The organism is Enterococcus sp. DIV0561 (assembly GCF_050539875.1).
Classification (GTDB): Bacteria; Bacillota; Bacilli; order Lactobacillales; family Enterococcaceae; genus Enterococcus; species Enterococcus faecalis.
In genome coordinates, this window is the sequence record NZ_CP172927.1 from 2,082,429 (window position 1) to 2,098,029 (window position 15,601).

Genomic DNA, 15,601 nt, shown 5'->3' on the forward strand with positions numbered 1-15,601 from the left:
CTTAAAAAATTGCAATAAATAATTTTGACATCACATAAGCGATCAGCCCACATCCTGGGAAAGTTAAAATCCATGCTATCAGCATTTCTTTCACGATACGCCAGTCAACACTTGAGATTCGCTTAGAAGCACCTACTCCCATAATCGCTGTCGTTTTTGTATGAGTAGTTGAAACTGGAATCCCAAAAGCCGATGCTAAAAATAAACAAATAGCCGTGCTTAAATCTGCAGTGAAGCCTTGATAGCGTTCGAGTTTTACCATATCCATCCCGACTGATTTAATGATTCTCATGCCGCCCACAGAAGTTCCAATGCCCATTGTAATGGAACACAGAACCATAACCCATAACGGAATCACAAAACCGCCACCTGTTTTTTCGACTAAATTATTATAAAAAAGTACTAACATGAACACGCCCATAAATTTTTGCCCATCTTGCGCACCATGTAAAAAAGCATTAGCTCCTGCACCAAAGGCTTGCCCAACTGTAAAAAATTTGTTGGCTTTTCTTCTAGGCACAGCCGAGAAAGCTTTCACAACAAGTTTGGCAATCAAATATCCGCCGCCAAAGCCCATAACGGTAGAAACAACTAGACCAACAAGCACTTTGATCCATTCCGAGCCATTGACTGCACCCAAACCACCTAATGCCATTGCCGAACCAGTCAAGCCGGCAATTAACGCATGGCTTTCACTTGTGGGAATACCAAAATACCACGCAGCAACTGCCCAAACCACAATTGAAAAAAGCGAAGCAGCCAAAGCCACCTGTGAAGCGTTTCCATTTGCGTCAAAACTAACAATGTTGCTAATCGTTTCAGCTACTTGGGCATTAAAAAAGGTCATGACTAATGCACCTAAAAAGTTCATCACAACAGCCATCCAAATTGCGACATTCGGTTTTAACACCCGAGTCGAGACAGCGGTTGCAATTGCGTTCGGCGCATCCGTCCAACCGTTAACAAAAATTACACCCATTACCAAAGTAATCGTTACCAATAATGCAATACTCACAAAGACACCACCATTTTTCATTTATCTATTTTATCATAGCATGTTTTAAAAAAAATGTATGCTTTTTTCTTAAGGCTCTGGCAAATTTTCTTATTTTTTTCTTGAAATTGTCTGTTAAGGAAAAAAACTTGTCGTCTTTTATTGCAATGGAACAATGGATTAGGTATAATGATTACTGTTGAATTACATTGGCTGACCAGTGTAAAACCTAAATCATCGGAGGTGAAACAAATGCCAAATATCGAATCTGCAATCAAACGCGTACGTACAAGTGCTAACGCGAATGCGAAAAATTCATCTCAAACAAACGCAATGCGTACAGCAATCAAGAAATTTGAAGAAGCTGTAGCTGCTGGAGCTGATAACGTCGATGCTTTATACAACGAAGCTGTTAAAGCTGTTGATATGGCTGCAACTAAAGGTTTAATCCATAAAAACAAAGCTAACCGCGATAAAATTCGTTTAAGCAAATTAGCTAAATAATGTGAGATAGAAGTTAGCATTCATGTTAGCTTCTTTTTTCATCAAAAAATGTCCAAGTCTGTTTTCACAAAGACTCGGACATTTTTTTATAAAGGTGAATCAATCCACGGTAAATCTGTTGTGAGATGTTGACTAAATAATTTAGTCTCTTCTCGCAAAGCTAAACGTTGTTGTCGTCTCGTTTCATAATTGGAACAAATCAACTTTTCTTCTGCAGTTTCTGGGACGACTGCCGCTAATTGGAAGTCACTTTCGGGATTCATATGAGACGGAATGGCTACAAAAGTTGTAAAACAAGTCGCCGCTAAATAACGCTCGCCAGTTGTTAAATCTTCTCCTACAACTTTAACAAATACTTCCATCGATTTATGATGCACGCCAGAAACAAACGTTTCAACACACACTGAGTGATTTTCTTTTAAAGGTTTTAAAAAATTCAAGTTATCTAAAGATGCTGTAACTGCCCCTCTCCGACAATGTCGTGAAACGGAAATGGATGCGGCGTCATCAATTAAAGACATTAATTTCCCACCAAATAGTGCACCAAAGGGATTTAAATCAAAGGGAAATACACGATGTGTTTGAATCACTCGTGATTCTCGACAAAATTTTTCTTTCGTCATTAACGATTCCTCTACTTTCATTTATAAACTTTTCCACGCTTTACTTTAGCTTACTTTACCATTTGATGCAATCCTTACTTTTTAGGAAACATTTAAAAAATAACAAATTTGCAAGTCCCATTTATTCATTTTTAGGAAAGTTGCTGTATAATAATAACGGTTAAAGAACTTTTAAGGAGATGGATACACATGAAAATTGCAATTGCTGGTGCCGGCGCTATGGGCAGCCGTTTAGGAATTATGTTGCATCAAGGCGGAAATGATGTAACTTTAATCGATCAATGGCCCGCGCACATTGAAGCCATTCGTGAACATGGTTTAATCGCTGATTTTAATGGAGAAGAAGTTGTCGCAAAACTACCAATCTTCTCACCAGAAGAAATTGACCATCAAAATGAACAAGTAGATTTAATTATTGCTTTAACCAAAGCACAACAATTAGATGCAATGTTTAAAGCGATTCAACCAATGATTACTGAAAAAACGTATGTACTATGTTTATTAAATGGCTTAGGTCATGAAGATGTACTAGAAAAATATGTGCCAAAAGAAAACATCTTGGTTGGCATTACCATGTGGACAGCTGGTTTAGAAGGACCGGGACGTGTTAAACTTTTAGGTGATGGCGAAATTGAATTAGAAAATATTGATCCTTCTGGTAAAGAATTTGCTTTAGAAGTCGTCGATGTCTTCCAACAAGCTGGTTTAAATCCAAGCTATAGTAGCAATGTTCGCTACTCTATTTGGCGGAAAGCCTGTGTCAATGGCACGCTAAATGGTTTGTGTACAATCCTTGATTGTAATATTGCCGAATTTGGTGCACTACCTGTTAGTGAATCCCTTGTTAAAACATTAATCAGTGAATTTGCAGCAGTCGCAGAAAAAGAAGCCATTCATTTAGATCAAGCAGAAGTCTATACACATATTGCTCAAACTTATGATCCAAACGGTATTGGCTTGCACTATCCGTCTATGTATCAAGATTTAATTAAAAATCATCGTCTCACAGAAATTGATTACATCAATGGTGCCGTTTGGCGCAAAGGACAAAAATACAACGTAGCAACACCTTTCTGTGCCATGTTGACACAGCTTGTTCACGGAAAGGAAGAACTATTAGGAGCTAAATAAAAAGAAAGTGCCAGGGACAATCGTTGTATGACGTTTGCCTCTGGCACTTTCTTATTTTGCTTGTGCAGTCAATTTTAAAATAAATAATTGGAATAATAATTCTTTATCCATTTGGCCCGTTTTCATGCGGTAATCATTTTCAACTAATTCATCATAAAGTCTTTCTAATCTAGACAATTCAAATCGTCGGACTTGTTGTAACGCTAACTTGACTCGATAAGGATGAACCTTTAATGTATCAGCGATATTCGCTTGTTGATAGCCCATCTTAGCCAAAATTTTGGTTTGCAGAAAAAGGCGAATCTGATTCAATAAGATTGCATTTAACTTAATGGTTTCTTCTCCTTGTAAAAGTAAATCTTCATACAATTGAACAGCTTTTTCACTGTTTCCAGAAAGTACTTCATTGGTTAAGTCAAAAACATTATGTTCCAAAGACTTAGGGACTAATTCTTGAACCGCACCTCGTGTAATTGTCTTCGTTTCAAGGGCATATAAATACAGCTTCTGTAATTCTCCCATAATTTTTGATAAGTTCAAGTCTGTCAATTGAAGTAATAAATCAAAAGCATCGGAGCGAATAGTGTACCCTTCGCTCTCAATCGTTTGAGAAATGTACTGACGAATAGCCTTTTCATCCATTGGATTGACGTCAACTACTGTGGCATTTTTTTTCAATGCTTTGGTAATTTTTTTGCGTTCATCTAATTTTTCATATGAGGCCATAAAAACAAGAACAGTTGTTGGTGATGGACTTTCCAAATAATTCAATAAAAGATTGACATCATGTTCCACACCGTTTGTTTTTCTTTCGGCAGTTAAAAAGTAAGGATTTTCCACAAAGACAAGGCGATAATCACCAAAAAACGGAATTGTTTCCGCTTCAGCAATCGCTGCACTTAAAGGTGTTTCCTCCATATCAAATGAGAAAAAGTTAAATTGATCATCCTCTTCCGTCAACAATTCTTTCATCAATGTTGTTTTAAATAATTCAGTTAAATAAAGTTCTGTTCCTATTAATAAATACACTGGAGCGATTTTTTGCTCTCGCACTTCTTTCAAAGCTTTTTGTAACTCCATTGGCTCGCTCCTTTTCTCGTTTCTCTTGTTTATCCTATCATGTTACTTCTGGAAATACTAGTCTTGTTCTTTAACAAATTTGGCTTTAGAAAGCCCTTGCCAAGGTAACCATTGATAATAAATCATTCCTTGAAGATCGGTCCGATAATAATTTATTTTTTGCTCCTTCAGCGTCGCTAATGTCTCCTGATGAGGATGTTTAAAACGATTATTCAGTCCAGCTGAAATCAATGCTTCTCGCGGATTAAGCTGTTTGATAAATCTTTTAGTTGACGACGTTTTACTACCATGATGACCGACTTTCAAGATGTCGATTTTCAACTGGGGATAGCGAGCCAACACTTGTTCTTCTCCTTCGGCTTCCAAGTCACCAGTAAATAAAAAATGCCGTCCACCTAATTGTGTGGAAAACACTATCGAGTCATTATTGCCCCCAATACTGCTCTTATTTGGCGATAAAATTTGAAAAGAAACGGGCCCATTAATTCGCTTGGGCGCTAAAATTGGCCGACAGTCTGTCCCGCTTTTTTGGAGTTGTTTCAAGACTTGGTGAAACGAAAAATTGGCTTCAGCTGCTCCTTTAGGGAAATAAAGAACAGAAATTGGAACCTTCTGCGCAATGGCTAATAAATCGCCAAAATGGTCTTCATGTGCGTGTGTGATGATCACTTCATCTAAACGTTTGACTCCTTGACTTTTGAGAAAAGGAATCACTGAATATTCCGCTCCTGATCGACTATTTTTCCGTTGCCGCCAAGCTTCTTTGTCAAAAGACAACCGACCACCTGTATCGATCAGTGTATTTTTTCTGTGAAAAGGCGCTTGGATAAACAAACTATCCCCTTGGCCTACATCGATCATTGCAACAATGCCAATTGGCGAAAGGTATTTACTATTTATCAAAATAATTAGTAGTCCGATTGAGAAAAAAATTTTTTTAGACTTATCTGCTAAATAAATCATTGAAAGTCCGATTAGTAATAACAAACTAATTTGTATCCAAGCATTTAAATAGCCGATGGTCAGCTTCGGATTTAAGTGAACTAGCACCCACTCAAATAAACCATTCATTGTTAAAAATAGTGGTTCGAGCAAGGCTGCTAAATAGCGTACTGGCATAATAATCACTAGAAAAAAGCTCAACGTCAAAAGCGGTAACAAGAACCGTTCAAAAATTGGTAACAAGAGAAAGGTTAAGAAACTCCCTAACAAGGGCCATTCATAAAATGATTGGACTAAAATAGGTAAGGAAGCCACAGCCAATAGGAAAGAGCCTACACAATTTTTAATGAAAGGCGAAGAATAACCGACTAATGTTTGCTCTAAAAACAGCAGAACAAAGGAAAGTAAGTAACTAAATTGACCGCCGACTGAAAAAAAGAGGGTTGGCTGAACAATCAAGTGCACTAAGAGAGTTAAACTCCAACAATCGAGGGCCGGAACCTGCCAATTAAATCGTCGATTGAACGTATTGAGGTTTGTTTGTAAAAGCGCCCGCATGACACTGACTGAGAATCCTGTTAAACCAGCATATATCAGAGAAAAACCGCATTGCCACAAAAAATAACTTTCTTGCGTTCGGCGAGCGATTCTTAGCATCAGCAAGCGAAATAAACGAAGGAAAAAAGAAACATGCATCCCTGACAAACTAAAAAGATGCAAAATGCCTAATGCTGAAAATTTATCGCTTATTTCAGCAAATTCTTCATTACGAAAACCTAAGAGCAACGCATTCATATACATTGCACTAGTATCAGCAAAATTTTTCTGAATATGTACCATCGCCCACTTCCGCCAGCCGCTAATGATTTCTTTAAACCGCCAAGAAAAAAAGGAACGCGGTTGTCCTATCTCCTCAATGAATAAAATAGCTTCGATTCCTTGATTCTTTAAAAATAGTTGATAATTGAAGCCATTTTTGTTGGTTTGACCTTGGGGGGATTCTAAAATACCTACAGCGGTTGCCTGAATGGTTGTGGCTAGTTGTTGCCATTGCTGTTTTTCTTTCACACTTTTTAATTGATAAAATGCCATCACTTTCTGCCTTTTGCCTTTTACGATCCAATTGGCAGGAAATTTTACTTGATCGCCATCTACTTGTATTTCATCTGGCAATATCGTTAGCTGTCCTGACAAGCGGACTTCTTTAGGCAACAAAGAGACTGGCTTTAACCACTGGAAAATCAATACGCCTCCTACTATTAAAAAACTGCACAAAAAACCTCCCAATATAACAGGAAAACTTTTTGTACAGACAATACGGATAACAGTGATAGAAAGAAGAAGAGCTCCTAATAGACTAGGTGCGAAAAGACACCACAGCCCACAACTCGTCAGTAGAGCTACGAAGAACCAATTATTCCTCAGCTGAGGAAGGATTGTCCTCAAGTGTGGCAAATTCTTCTCCCCATTGTAATTCGGCAAAATATTTTGGTACTAAAGTCACTTTTTCAACCGTGGCACCTACTTGTTCAATTAAATTTAGGGCATACTCATCATTACGGTAATCCTTTAAATAATAAATCTTTTTAATCCCTGCTTGTAAAATCATCTTTGTACATTGCAGGCAAGGGAAATGTGTCACATAAATTTCAGCCCCTTCTGTAGGGACGCCAAACTTCGCACATTGTAAAATTGCATTCATTTCTGCGTGGATTGTTCGAACGCAATGATTATCAACAACATAACATCCCTCATCAATACAATGCGTTCCGCCACTGACTGAACCATTGTAACCTCCTGCAATAATTCGTTTGTCGCGAACAATGGTTGCTCCGACAGTTAAACGTGTGCAAGTACTTCTTAATGATAATAAGACGCTTTGTCCCATAAAATATTGGTCCCATGGAATTCGTTCCATAATAAACCTCCTTTATTTTTAATGACTCCTGTGTTCGATTTGCCAAATCATTTAATCTTATTACAAATAGTATGTTATCCGCATCCCATAGTCAAGAATTCTCAGGAATTTTCTGTTAAAAGTTAGCCAGTCACTGTCAACATGTCTTTTAAACGTTCTACTGTTTTCTCTCCAATACCTGGAACATTTTTCAGTTCCTCGACGGTTTTAAACGGTCCTTGTTCGTCACGAAAGCGAATAATCTCTTGTGCTTTTTTCGCACCGATTCCTGAAATCGTTTGTAGCTCTGCTTCTGTTGCCGTATTAACGTTGATCTTTTCCTCCTGATTTTGCTGAGCAGGTGCTGATTCCTGCAGCGTTTCTAATGACTGTGCCACTGATTCTCCTTTTTTGGGCACGTAAATAATCATTTGATCTTTTACTTTTTGAGCGTAATTGACCTGGGCAGTATCAGCTTCCTCGCTCACGCCTCCAGCTAAAGCTAAAGCATCCCAAATCCGCTGCTGATTTTTTAGTTGATAGATTCCTGGTACTTTCACTGCGCCTTTAATATCAACATAGATCATTGTTTCTGCCCTTTCTTTTGTGGCATCTGTGGCGGCCTCTGCCGTAGTGGTCAGACTTGTCTCTTCCCACATTGTGGTGTCTACTTGTGCCTTCTTATTAACCATCAAATAAATGCCCACTAATAGAGTTATCAAAATGACCATAGACGCGCCACTACCTAGCAATAGCCACTTTTTAGGTAACTGTTTCAACCAATCCATCGTTTGTCCTCCCTTCAAAATATAATTACGCATTTTTTAACAAAAAAATGCGCCTGGACCAAAAATCACTAGTAATTTTTGGCCCAGGCACACTTTTATTTTAATTTTTCTAGATAGTTCAAGGCATCTTGAACCGTTTTTACTGGGACAATTTTCATTTTTGTCCCAATTTTTTTCGCAGCTTCTTGTGCTTCTTGATAATTCGATTTGATTTTCGGTTCAACTTTTTTCATTTCTGAAGTTATTTCATCATCGGGTGCAAAGAAAATTTCTGCACCGTTCTCACTGGCTGTTACAACTTTTTTGTCAATGCCTCCGATTCTACCAACGATTCCTTGACTGTTCATCGTACCTGTTCCAGCAATTTCATGACCTTTACGTAAATCTTTATGACTTAATTGTTCATATGTCTGCAAAGTAAACATTAAACCAGCCGATGGCCCACCAATATCACCCGCTTCAATAGATACTGGGATAGAAGAATCAATTTCAGTATGATCAGTCAAACCAATACCAATCCCCGCTTTTTTATCTGTTGGCAATTCAATTAATTTGCCGGTCGCTTCTTTTGCTTTGCCATCTTGAATAAATTGAACAGTGACTTTTTGATTCACTTTTTGTGCTTTAATGTAATTCATTAATTCTTCACTGCTTTTAAAAGATTTGCCATCCACGCCTGTCACGGTATCGCCAACTTCAATTTTTCCTTTAAAACTTGAGTTGTCTTCCATCGCTAACACATAGACGCCTTTAAATTTCATCTCATATGGAACCTTCGCTAATTTTAAGGCTTGCTCAATTGCGGCGTTTTTTGAGGAATCCATATAATATTGTTGAATTCGATTATATTCGCTATTACTACTATCCCCCATTAATTCTTTTTTAGACATAACTTCTTGAAAATCCGAAAAGTTTGCTTTTATGGCAGAAAAAATAGTGGCCGAACGAATGCCCACCGTTGTTAAATAAAAAGCACCTGACTGCGTATCTTTTTTCCCATCAACAGTTACAAACTCTTTTAAATTTTCAGTCGTTCCTGGTCCTTCAATATAATAAGGAATAGGGACGATAAACAAACCAATTAGCAGCAATGCCAATACCATTGGAATGAGTGATTTAAACGAAAATTTCTCTGTTTTTTTATTCATTATTTTAGCTCCAGTCATTCTTCTTTTGTTTTAACGCGTGATAAATATTTGGAGGAAGATAGTCAGACACATCGCCCCCAAAACGTAAAACTTCTTTTAGTAAACTGGAGCTTACATGTGCATATGGTTCTTCTGCTAATAGAAAAACCGTTTCAATTTCTGGCGCCAGATGTTGATTCATTTTAGCAATGTCTTTCTCGTACTCGTAGTCTTTGACGTTTCTAATGCCACGAATCAAAAAATTAGCCCCTAATGATTTTGCACTTTCCACAGTTAACTGGGTTTCTTGCATAATAACACGCACATTTGGCATTTCTTTAGTTGCTTCTTCAATTAAATATTTTTTCTCTTCTGGCGTAAATAATGTTTGCTTACTTGTATTTATAAAAACACCAATAATGACTTCATCAAATAACTTCGCACTGCGTTCAATCAAATTTAAATGACCATTTGTCATCGGATCAAAACTTCCGGGAAATAGAGCAATTTTACGCATCCTACGCCTCCTGACGATAAATCGTTACTTGAGTGATTCCGTAAACGGTTTCTCTTGTTTTTTCTAGTGTACCAATCGTTTCCGGTAATTTGACAGTTTTATCTGTTTCACAAACGATAACGGCTTCGTTTGTTAATAACTGCCGTTCTAACATCTTTTCTAATTGTGAAACAATTTCTTGTTTGGCATAGGGCGGATCCAATAAGACCAAATCAAATTGTAGCTCCTCTTCATAAAACTGTTCTAAGGCACGATTAGCATCCATTTTTCTAACTTCAAATTTTTCTGGTTCTTTTGTAATCGCAATATTTTCTTTAATTACTTTTAGTGCAGCAAAATTCTTTTCAATACAAATACTTTTGTCCATTCCACGAGAAACGGCTTCAATCGCTAACCCGCCACTTCCTGAATATAAATCCAGCGCCATTCCACCGTCGAAATATGGACCAATCATATTAAAAATAGATTCTTTTACTTTATCTGTTGTGGGCCTAGTATTGTCACCATCTAACGCTTTCAAGCGTCGACCACCATATTCTCCAGAAATAACACGCATTGTTTCGACTCCTTTATCAATCATTCTTTTATAATTCATTATAACAAAAAGAGTGAAAAATGTTTGAAATTTCTCATAACATTTCTCACTCTTTTACATTAGACATTCTCTGCTAAGCGAATCTCTGTAGATAATTCCTCTACTACATAGCCATCGTCTTCTTGTTCTTGATAAGCCGCTTTGGTACCAATTTTTTCAGCAAAATTCATTTCGACATCTGGTCGATACGATTTATCGACACTACGAACAAAATGTAACTGATTAATTTTTTCCATGTTACTTTCAATATTTTCTTCATTCATGTAAATCACCACATATTTCATTTTTCGTGAAACATAGTGAATCAGTCCATATCGGCGTAACTGTTTTAACGGTTTTAATGTGTATACCCAAACAATTAGGCAACGACGCTCTTGAAGCGTAAATTCTTTTTCTTCTTTAGCTTGCATGGCAGCTTCCTCCACAACCTGAATGTTTCTTTCCTCGTTCAAAGAAAGGATTTCCAGCATCTACTTTAATATCTTCAGAAATTAGTTGCGCGATCTTTAAACCAATTGTATCTAGCAACGTTTGAACGTTTGTCTCAGCAAAACGATAATTTGCAACGATTTCATTTAAATCAAGCGCCCGCTTTGCTTTACGTAGGGCTCGTTGTTTCTCCCGAAAATCGGGCGCATGAATTCCATAAGCTTCTACTCGTTCAAAAGCTGACTTAGCTTCTAAAAATGCTTTTTGTAACTGAGCAACTTCCGCCGAAGCATACATAGCCTTTTTTGTTTCTTTATAGTTTTGAACAGCATCACTTTCTAAAAGTGCTGAAATTAAGCATTCTGTTTGATCTTCAATTGCAAATAAATGTTCTGTCACAATCATAACTTTTCACTACTCTCCGTGATTTGCCTATTTTCTGGTCGTTTCTCTAATAAGACTAACACACCTTCATTGGAAAAGGCAACGCCCAATTCTGTCGTTTCTGACTCAGCAAAATAGCTATCATATTGCGGGTCCGAAAACCACGACAAAATAGTAAAGGTACTATCATAAACAGGTTCTTGGAAAATACCTGCTGGTTCTCTCAACGAAAGTTTGCTCGTTTTAACTAATAAAGAAAATTCGTCCTTAGTCAACTGAAAGGGATGAATAGCCGTATGTTCCTCTCTTGTTTGTAACAATTCCGCTTGTCGATTTGCTGACAAAACTGTTGGTGTATGGTTGGCCAGCGTTTGATACAATGTTTGGGCATCTTTTTGACTTTGTGTGGAAACTGAAAAAGCAGCTTGATTTTCTTGCTGTTTAACCAGATTCATGACATAAATCGCTTGGTTACTTTGAACAGGATCGAAGGTCATTGACTGCGTTATATCAACTGGCAAAGGAGAACCTTCATTTAATTGATACGGCATTTCCGTAAGCAACGTTTCTTTATTGACATAATTGACTGCCATTAAACCACCTGTCCGCTGATTAAAAAATAACACTGCAAAACTGCCATTATCAAAAGCAACCAGTGGTCGATAGTTCATATCTTCTTCCATCAGCTCGACATCGTAAGCTTCATGATGAAAATTAAATGCAAAATTCGAATAAATCGTCATTAAATCAGACAAGTCAGCAAGCTTCATATCTATCTTAAACGGTTCTATCATTTTGTCATTGTTAAAGGCCTTAATTGCGATGACTTTATTTTCTCGAACGTTGACTTCTAAGTAATCATTCATCGTCAAACCGAACGTCCATAATTCATACGTACGACCTGTTTTAATTTTTTCTTTAGGATTGCCAAACTGGCGGATAAAGGTTTCCACATCTTTCCCTATGTATGCTGCGTAGCCAGAAGCTGGCAATTCTTCATGAGGAACAGCGGTGTGAGCGCTGGATAAGCGCCCACTTTGAGCTGTTTCGGTTGGTTTTTCAGCAGGGAAAAAAACTGGCTCTAAATATCCGATGAGTAGAACTGTTAAAAAAACAGCAGTAAAGGCCCAAAATCGCTTCATTTTTTCCCCTCTCATCTTATTTTTCTTTCACTTCTAATAACAAATCACCTGAGCTGATTGCTTCGCCTTCTTCAACATAAATGTGATCTACCGTGCCCGCAAAACGTGCTTCGATAGTCGTTTCCATTTTCATGGCTTCTGTAATCAGCAACGGCTGACCTTTTTCTACTTTATCGCCACGTTTGACCAATACTTGTAGAACAGAACCAGACATCGTTGCGCCGATTTGTTCTTTATTAGTTGGTTCCGCCTTTTGTTTTACTTGAACAGCAGACTTAATGGAGGCATCTTTAACTAAAACCTCACGACGTTGCCCATTCAAATTGAAGAACAAGACACGGTTTCCGTCAATATCAGGTTCGCCAATTTCATCTAAACGAATAATTAACGTTTTTCCTCGTTCAATTTGAACTTCCAATGTCTCTCCTTGACGAATACCATTAAAGAATGTTGGCGTATCTAATAAGGTTATATCTCCAAAGGTTTCGTATTTTTGTCGATACTCTAAAAATACTTGTGGATACATTAAATAACTTAAAACTTCTTCCAATTTAGGTTGATACCCAATTTTTTCGGCTAATTCTTCTTGTACTTTCGCAAAATCAACAGGTGCTGCTAAGTCACCTGGTCGCTCTGTGAAGGCCGGTCGACCTTTTAGAATAATTCGTTGGAGCTCTTTCGGGAACCCACCAACTGGTTGACCTAAATCACCTTGGAAAAAAGTCACAACGGATTCAGGAAAACTTAGTTCTTCACCACGCGCATAAACATCTTGTTCTGTCAGATTATTTTGAACCATGAAGAGTGCCATGTCTCCCACGACTTTTGAAGATGGCGTCACTTTTACAATATCGCCAAACATCAAATTCACTGTGTGATACACTTTTTTGATTTCATCCCAACGGTGCCCTAAGCCTACCGCTTTTGCTTGCTGCTGTAGATTAGAGTATTGACCACCAGGCATTTCATGCATATAGACTTCTGTTTGCGGGGCATTTAAGCCATTTTCAAATGGTTGATAATACATGCGCACATCTTCCCAATAATGATTGATTTTCTGTGCATTATCAATGTTAATAGTTGGCGTCCGTTCACCATTGACTAAAGCATAATATAGACTGTTCATACTTGGCTGGCTAGTTGCGCCACTCATCGCACTCATTGCGACGTCAACAATATCAACGCCTGCTTTAGTGGCTGCTGAATAAGTGATGATCCCATTGCCACTAGTATCGTGGGTATGGAGATGGATTGGTAAATCCGTGGCTGCCTTTAATTCACTAATTAAACGATAAGCAGCTTGTGGTTTCAATAAGCCAGCCATATCTTTAATCGCAATGATTTGTGCGCCTAAATTTTCCAATTCTTTAGCCATATCAAGGTAATATTGAACATTATATTTTGCTCGGGCTGGATCATTGATGTCCCCAGTATAACAAATTGCTGCTTCCGCAATTTTTCCGGTATCCCGAACGACTTGAATACTTTTTTCCATTTGAGGAATCCAATTTAAGCTATCAAAAATTCGGAAAACATCAACTCCTTGGCGAGCAGATTCTTTAATGAATTCTTCAATAACATTATCAGGGTAATTTTGATAGCCTACCGCATTAGATCCTCTGAACAGCATTTGTAAAAGTGTGTTTGGCATCAACTGACGAATTTTTCTTAAACGTTGCCATGGGTCTTCGGTTAAGAAGCGATAGGCAACATCGAACGTAGCGCCACCCCACATTTCACTAGAAAACAGCTCAGGCAGGGCTGCATCAGTTAGACCAGCAATTGCTTTAAAATCTTGTGTTCTCACACGAGTAGCTAATAAACTTTGGTGCGCATCACGGAACGTGGTATCTGTCATTAACACACTTTCTTGATTCTTAACCCAATCGATGACGGCGGTTGCTCCTTGAGCGTCTAGAATATTTTTAGCTGTGATCACTTTTTCTGGAACTTCAATATCTGTCGGCACGCGCGGAGCTTCAAAATATTTTTTCTCCGTTCGTTCAATACCAGGGAACCCATTGACCGTTACTTCTCCAATGTATTTCATCGTTTTATTGCCACGATCGCGCATACGAGGAAATTCAAATAATTCAGGTGTATTATCAATAAAGGTTGTTTTGGCTTCGCCAGATTGAAACGCTGGATAGCTCACAACATTTTGTAAAAACGGAATATTTGTTTTCACGCCACGAATCCGAAATTCTTTTAAGCAGCGTTGCATTTTACTGATTGCCTGTTCAAAAGAGAAACCATGCGTACAGACTTTAACCAATAAAGAATCAAAATATGGCGTCACAGCGTAGCCAGAATAAGCATTCCCTACATCTAAACGCACACCAAAACCACCTGGTGAACGATACGTATCAATTTTCCCTGTGTCTGGCATAAACTGGTTCAGGGGATCTTCAGTCGTAATCCGACATTGAATAGCCGCGCCTTTTAATGTCAATTCGTTTTGTTTTGGCAAATGCATATCTTTATGCAAATCAAGCCCTTGCGCAATTTGTAATTGAGAGATCACAATATCAATATCTGTAATCATTTCTGTGATAGTATGTTCTACCTGAACACGAGGATTCACTTCAATAAAATAAAACTGATCCCCTTCTACTAAAAACTCAACCGTTCCCGCATTCACGTAGCCGACATGCGCCATTAACTGCACAGCAGCCGAACAAATGGCTGCTCGTTGTTCTTCATTCATTGATACACATGGTGCGACTTCTACCACTTTTTGGTGGCGCCGTTGCACAGAACAATCACGTTCAAATAAATGCAAGACATTCCCATGATGATCGCCTAAAATTTGTACTTCGATATGTTTAGGATTAGAAATATACTTTTCAACATAAACCTCGTCAGAACCAAAGGCTGCTTTCGCTTCGCTTTTTGCTCTTTCGTAACCTTCTCGTGCTTCCTTGGCATCGTGGGCAACGCGCATCCCACGACCGCCGCCACCTAAAGCAGCTTTAATCATGATAGGAAAGCCATGCGTTTCACCAAAGGCTACGACCTCTTCCACCGTTGCTACTGGCCCGTCTGAGCCTGGAATCGAAGCAATCCCCGCAGCTACAGCTGCTTCTTTCGCTTTAATTTTATCGCCAAAAATATCTAAATGATGTGTTTTAGGTCCGACAAAAATGATTCCTTCTTCTTCACAACGTTCGGCGAAGCGTAAGTTCTCAGATAAAAAGCCATAACCAGGATGAATGGCATCTGCTCCCGATTTTTTGGCAATTTGGATAATATTTTCAATGTCTAAATAGGCTTCAATTGGTTTTTTCCCTTTACCAACTAAATACGCTTCATCTGCTTTGAAACGATGAACAGAATACTCATCTTCTGCAGCATAAATCGCTACTGTCTGGATATCTAATTCTGTACAAGCTCTAAAAATTCGAATCGCAATTTCGCCACGATTGGCAACTAATACCTTTTTCATAAC

15 protein-coding genes are annotated in these 15,601 nt (G+C 38.2%); 2 read left to right on the forward strand and 13 right to left on the reverse strand.

Annotated elements, in window-relative coordinates; genetic code table 11:
• Position 1: 1 nt before the first annotated feature.
• A complete protein-coding gene (locus IGM13_RS10000; protein WP_002356704.1) occupies positions 2 to 1,036 on the reverse strand; it encodes an inorganic phosphate transporter in 1,035 nt (344 codons plus the stop codon).
• A gap of 210 nt (positions 1,037 to 1,246) precedes the next feature.
• On the opposite strand from IGM13_RS10000, the gene rpsT reads away from it, so the two are divergent.
• On the forward strand, positions 1,247 to 1,498 hold the full coding sequence (gene rpsT, locus IGM13_RS10005) for a 30S ribosomal protein S20 (protein ID WP_002356703.1): 252 nt from the start codon (positions 1,247 to 1,249) through the stop codon (positions 1,496 to 1,498).
• An 86-nt stretch (positions 1,499 to 1,584) separates the two neighbouring features.
• On the opposite strand, the gene IGM13_RS10010 is transcribed toward rpsT, so the two are convergent.
• Entirely contained in the window at positions 1,585 to 2,142 is a 558-nt protein-coding gene (locus tag IGM13_RS10010; protein ID WP_002382741.1) for an acyl-CoA thioesterase, read from the reverse strand.
• Between the two features lie 168 nt (positions 2,143 to 2,310).
• Here IGM13_RS10010 and IGM13_RS10015 point away from each other — a divergent pair, with 168 nt between their 5' ends.
• Positions 2,311 to 3,252, forward strand: a complete 942-nt coding sequence (locus IGM13_RS10015) for a 2-dehydropantoate 2-reductase (RefSeq protein WP_002382740.1) — start codon at positions 2,311 to 2,313, stop codon at positions 3,250 to 3,252.
• A 51-nt stretch (positions 3,253 to 3,303) separates the two neighbouring features.
• Here the strand turns inward: IGM13_RS10015 and holA are convergent, their stop codons facing one another.
• The 11 genes from holA to IGM13_RS10070 form a co-directional block, all read right to left on the reverse strand.
• Positions 3,304 to 4,332, reverse strand: coding sequence for a DNA polymerase III subunit delta (holA, locus tag IGM13_RS10020; protein ID WP_002362655.1), 1,029 nt, complete (start codon positions 4,330 to 4,332; stop codon positions 3,304 to 3,306).
• A 57-nt stretch (positions 4,333 to 4,389) separates the two neighbouring features.
• Entirely contained in the window at positions 4,390 to 6,654 is a 2,265-nt protein-coding gene (locus IGM13_RS10025) for a DNA internalization-related competence protein ComEC/Rec2 (protein ID WP_162489080.1), read from the reverse strand.
• 34 nt (positions 6,655 to 6,688) lie between these two features.
• Positions 6,689 to 7,192 (reverse strand): ComE operon protein 2, encoded by a 504-nt coding sequence (locus IGM13_RS10030; RefSeq protein ID WP_002395327.1) that lies wholly within the window; start codon positions 7,190 to 7,192, stop codon positions 6,689 to 6,691.
• 122 nt (positions 7,193 to 7,314) lie between these two features.
• Complete coding sequence (locus IGM13_RS10035) at positions 7,315 to 7,992, reverse strand: helix-hairpin-helix domain-containing protein (RefSeq protein WP_002420028.1); 678 nt, start codon at positions 7,990 to 7,992, stop codon at positions 7,315 to 7,317.
• Between the two features lie 62 nt (positions 7,993 to 8,054).
• Positions 8,055 to 9,125 (reverse strand): SepM family pheromone-processing serine protease, encoded by a 1,071-nt coding sequence (locus IGM13_RS10040; RefSeq protein WP_002382735.1) that lies wholly within the window; start codon positions 9,123 to 9,125, stop codon positions 8,055 to 8,057.
• Positions 9,112 to 9,603 (reverse strand): pantetheine-phosphate adenylyltransferase, encoded by a 492-nt coding sequence (gene coaD, locus IGM13_RS10045; protein ID WP_002356693.1) that lies wholly within the window; start codon positions 9,601 to 9,603, stop codon positions 9,112 to 9,114. Before coaD ends, IGM13_RS10040 begins: the two co-directional genes overlap by 14 nt.
• 1 nt (position 9,604) lies before the next feature.
• Positions 9,605 to 10,198, reverse strand: a complete 594-nt coding sequence (gene rsmD / locus IGM13_RS10050; protein ID WP_002420027.1) for a 16S rRNA (guanine(966)-N(2))-methyltransferase RsmD — start codon at positions 10,196 to 10,198, stop codon at positions 9,605 to 9,607.
• 59 nt (positions 10,199 to 10,257) lie between these two features.
• On the reverse strand, positions 10,258 to 10,608 hold the full coding sequence (locus IGM13_RS10055; RefSeq protein ID WP_002359714.1) for a YlbG family protein: 351 nt from the start codon (positions 10,606 to 10,608) through the stop codon (positions 10,258 to 10,260).
• Complete coding sequence (locus IGM13_RS10060; protein WP_002356689.1) at positions 10,598 to 11,032, reverse strand: YlbF family regulator; 435 nt, start codon at positions 11,030 to 11,032, stop codon at positions 10,598 to 10,600. Before IGM13_RS10060 ends, IGM13_RS10055 begins: the two co-directional genes overlap by 11 nt.
• On the reverse strand, positions 11,029 to 12,153 hold the full coding sequence (locus tag IGM13_RS10065; protein WP_010715379.1) for a CAP-associated domain-containing protein: 1,125 nt from the start codon (positions 12,151 to 12,153) through the stop codon (positions 11,029 to 11,031). Before IGM13_RS10065 ends, IGM13_RS10060 begins: the two co-directional genes overlap by 4 nt.
• A 16-nt stretch (positions 12,154 to 12,169) precedes the next feature.
• On the reverse strand, positions 12,170 to 15,598 hold the full coding sequence (locus IGM13_RS10070; RefSeq protein ID WP_010816162.1) for a pyruvate carboxylase: 3,429 nt from the start codon (positions 15,596 to 15,598) through the stop codon (positions 12,170 to 12,172).
• Positions 15,599 to 15,601: the final 3 nt, after the last annotated feature.

Bases quoted from the DNA above. Each gene is read 5' to 3' on its own strand.
- IGM13_RS10000 (WP_002356704.1), bottom strand. From the start codon at position 1,036: ATGAAAAATGGTGGTGTCTTTGTGAGTATTGCATTATTGGTAACGATT.
- rpsT (WP_002356703.1), top strand. From the start codon at position 1,247: ATGCCAAATATCGAATCTGCAATCAAACGCGTACGTACAAGTGCTAAC.
- IGM13_RS10010 (WP_002382741.1), bottom strand. From the start codon at position 2,142: ATGAAAGTAGAGGAATCGTTAATGACGAAAGAAAAATTTTGTCGAGAA.
- IGM13_RS10015 (WP_002382740.1), top strand. From the start codon at position 2,311: ATGAAAATTGCAATTGCTGGTGCCGGCGCTATGGGCAGCCGTTTAGGA.
- holA (WP_002362655.1), bottom strand. From the start codon at position 4,332: ATGGAGTTACAAAAAGCTTTGAAAGAAGTGCGAGAGCAAAAAATCGCT.
- IGM13_RS10030 (WP_002395327.1), bottom strand. From the start codon at position 7,192: ATGGAACGAATTCCATGGGACCAATATTTTATGGGACAAAGCGTCTTA.
- IGM13_RS10035 (WP_002420028.1), bottom strand. From the start codon at position 7,992: ATGCGTAATTATATTTTGAAGGGAGGACAAACGATGGATTGGTTGAAA.
- IGM13_RS10040 (WP_002382735.1), bottom strand. From the start codon at position 9,125: ATGACTGGAGCTAAAATAATGAATAAAAAAACAGAGAAATTTTCGTTT.
- coaD (WP_002356693.1), bottom strand. From the start codon at position 9,603: ATGCGTAAAATTGCTCTATTTCCCGGAAGTTTTGATCCGATGACAAAT.
- rsmD (WP_002420027.1), bottom strand. From the start codon at position 10,198: ATGAATTATAAAAGAATGATTGATAAAGGAGTCGAAACAATGCGTGTT.
- IGM13_RS10055 (WP_002359714.1), bottom strand. From the start codon at position 10,608: ATGCAAGCTAAAGAAGAAAAAGAATTTACGCTTCAAGAGCGTCGTTGC.
- IGM13_RS10060 (WP_002356689.1), bottom strand. From the start codon at position 11,032: ATGATTGTGACAGAACATTTATTTGCAATTGAAGATCAAACAGAATGC.
- IGM13_RS10065 (WP_010715379.1), bottom strand. From the start codon at position 12,153: ATGAAGCGATTTTGGGCCTTTACTGCTGTTTTTTTAACAGTTCTACTC.
- IGM13_RS10070 (WP_010816162.1), bottom strand. From the start codon at position 15,598: ATGAAAAAGGTATTAGTTGCCAATCGTGGCGAAATTGCGATTCGAATT.